The organism is Streptomyces sp. SID4985, assembly GCF_009863025.1.
Classification (GTDB): Bacteria; Actinomycetota; Actinomycetes; order Streptomycetales; family Streptomycetaceae; genus Streptomyces.
Genome location: NZ_WWIR01000475.1, coordinates 1 through 2,077, shown reverse-complemented (window position 1 = coordinate 2,077; position 2,077 = coordinate 1). Strand labels below are relative to the sequence as shown.

Sequence of the window (2,077 nt, the reverse complement as noted above, 5' to 3'; positions counted from 1 at the left end):
CGTAGGGGTTGGCCTGCGGGGGCGACTGCGGGTTCGGGTAGGAGTAGGCCGTCGGCTGCGGCGGGACCGAGGGCTGCGGCGCGGGCGAACCGGGCTGCACCGGAGCCGGTCCGGGCTGCGGTCCGGGCTGAGCGGGCGGCTGGGGAGTCGGTCCAGGCTGCCCGGGCGGCTGAGGAGGCTGCGATGGCTGCGGTGGCGTGGACATGTCGTCACGGTAGTGCGGAGTGGGCGCGTCAAGTCCCCGTACGTCCGGGATCGTTACGGTCCGGGGACGTCCGGCGCGGGCCCCTGACGGCGTACGCCCGCCGGGAGGCCGGTCCGGGGTGCCGGCTGGGCCGGGCGGGTTCCCGCATGCGGCATCCGGGTTGCTCCACTAAGCCGTCCGGCGCGGGTGGCTCGCCGCACCCCCCTCTCGTTCCTACGTTGATCATATGAGCACCGGATTCTCTCGTCGGGCGACCGTGTCCCTCTGTTCCCTGTGTGCGGCGGGGGTGCTGGCCCTCGCGCCCGCCGCCTCCGCCATCGGACACGGCGCGGGGGAACCCGCACCCCCGGCGCCCCGAGCGGCCGTCCCCCAGCCGTCCCTGCTCTACGGCTCCGGCCCCCAGGTGCGGCCCCTGCGCGGCGCGCCCGCGCTGCCGGAGCTCTCGGCGCTGTCCTGGCTGATCGCCGACGCCGGTACCGGCGAGGTCCTGGCGGCGGACGGCGCCCACCGCAAGCTGCCCCCGGCGAGCACCCTGAAGACACTGTTCGCGCTCACCGTCCTGCCGACGCTGCCCGCGGCGGAGAAGCACACCGTCCGCTACGAGGAACTGGCCGACGTCGGCGAGGGCAGCAGCCTGGTCGGTGTGGAGGAGGGCCACACCTATCAGGTGTCCGACCTGTGGCGCGGGGTGTTCCTCAGCTCCGGCAACGACGCCGTCCATGTACTCGCCGCACTGGACGGGGGGGTACCGCGCACCGTGAACCGGATGCAGACCAAGGCACACGCGCTGGGCGCCCTGGACACCCATGTGGTCTCCCCCGACGGCTACGACGCGCCGGGCCAGGTGTCCTCGGCGTTCGACCTCGCGATCTTCGGCCGGGAGGGGCTGCGCAACCCCGAGTTCGCCCGCTACTGCTCCACCGCGCAGGCCGAGTTCCCCGGGGACGGCCTGCCGTTCGGCATCGAGAACACCAACCGGCTGCTGACCGGCGAGGACGGAGTGGCCCGCTATCCGGGGCTGATCGGCATCAAGAACGGCTACACCAGCAACGCGGGCAACACCCTGGTCGCCGCCGCGCGCCGGGGCGGCCACACCCTCGTGGTGACGGTGATGAACCCTCAGGAGGGCGACGGCCTCGCCGTCTACGAGGAGGCGCGGTCCCTGCTCGACTGGGGGTTCGCGGCGGCCGGCCACGTGGACCCGGTCGGCTCCCTGGACGGCCTGCGCACCGCGCCCGCTCCAAAACCGGTGCACTCCGCCGTGCCGGTCGCGGCAGCCACCGGCCCAACACCGCCCGACGACACGGACTGGACGGAAACCGCCACGGTCGCGGGCATCTCGGTGCTGGGCGCGGCGCTGGTGGCACTGATCCTGCGGTCGAAGGGGACGACCCGCTCCAAGGACGTCTGACCGGCCGACGCGTCCCCACCGGACACCCGTCCGCCGGACACTCCTCCGTCGGGCCGGTCCCGCGTCGGCCGCTCCACCGTGGGCCACTCCCCCGTGGGCCGCTCAGCCGTCAGCCGCTCACCCGTCAACCAGGCCCCACACCCCCGCTCGTCACGCGCAGGACGTCAGCGAGTCCGGGGACAGCGCGGGAACGGTACGGACGCTGCCCACCGGGCGGCCGCCGCCGAGGAGCGCCTGGCCCTCGAAGGCGGTGAGCAGGGCGGAGTCGACCCCGGCGCGGGCCAGGGCCGCCGCCGCGACGGGGACACGCGCGCGGTCGGCACCGTCCGCGATCTTCACGGCGATGGCGCGGCCGTCGGGCAGCGCGGCCACCTGGACGCCCTCGAAGCCGTCCTTGGCGAGCAGACCGGGCACCGCCCGCATGAGCGCGGCCACGTCGCGGCGGGTGCCGGAGGCCATCT

Annotated in this window: 2 protein-coding genes; one reads left to right on the top strand and one right to left on the bottom strand. The window is 74.8% G+C overall.

Annotation, left to right across the window (positions count from 1 at the left end; all coding sequences use genetic code 11):
* Positions 1–431 precede the first annotated feature (431 nt).
* A complete protein-coding gene (locus GTW40_RS21055; RefSeq protein ID WP_202486210.1) occupies positions 432–1,616 on the top strand; it encodes a D-alanyl-D-alanine carboxypeptidase in 1,185 nt (394 codons plus the stop codon).
* 150 nt (positions 1,617–1,766) lie between these two features.
* Here GTW40_RS21055 and GTW40_RS21050 read toward each other — a convergent pair.
* Positions 1,767–2,077: asparaginase (locus GTW40_RS21050; protein WP_161181753.1), on the bottom strand; the 311-nt coding region annotated here is incomplete at its 5' end.

Bases quoted from the DNA above. Each gene is read 5' to 3' on its own strand.
- GTW40_RS21055 (WP_202486210.1), top strand. From the start codon at position 432: ATGAGCACCGGATTCTCTCGTCGGGCGACCGTGTCCCTCTGTTCCCTG.